The 563-nt window shown below is 58.1% G+C and carries 1 protein-coding gene; it reads right to left on the minus strand.

Translation table 11 applies throughout. The features are described from left to right. On the minus strand, nt 1–291 hold a 291-nt coding region (locus ACPUER_RS37065; protein WP_425133615.1), incomplete at its 3' end, for a helix-turn-helix domain-containing protein. Nucleotides 292–563: the final 272 nt, after the last annotated feature.

Genomic DNA, 563 nt, shown 5'->3' on the forward strand with positions numbered 1-563 from the left:
GCGCACGACCGTGGCGATCATCTCGTCGCTCAACGCACGAGGCCGTCCGCCTTTATGTCCGATCTTGACCAGCAAGCCAATCACACCCTGTACGCGCCACGTGTGGGCCCAGTTGTAGACCGACTGACCGCTCACACCGAGTTTCGCGCCAACGGCCATCGGACGCAGCTTGCCATCCGCAAGCATCAACAGAGCGGCTGCCCGCGTGCGCATGTCCGGGTACGGGTGATTGATCGACAGCTGCTGCAAGGTCTGCTCCTCGACTTCAGTCAGTACAACGACGCACTTCATGCAGAGCTCCGGCTTATGCGGTTCGCCGAAGTTAACAAACTTCAATCGCGTTTACCAGCAACACTTAAGTGTTCACGAGAAATTGGTTTGAAATTTGGTGCCGTACCCGACCAGTAGGTCGGCCAACTCAGCGTCGATGGTTTCCGTGGTCCAGGTAACGAAGCGTCGCCATCGATATTTCAGGGCACCTCGAAACCCCGCTCTTTTGAACTAACTCTGCCGTGACGACACCGCGACTTGGCCGATTCGCGGCCCACTCGAAGGGCGGTGAG

It is taken from the genome of Burkholderia sp. DN3021 (genome assembly GCF_049805555.1).
Lineage (GTDB): Bacteria > Pseudomonadota > Gammaproteobacteria > Burkholderiales > Burkholderiaceae > Burkholderia > Burkholderia pyrrocinia_C.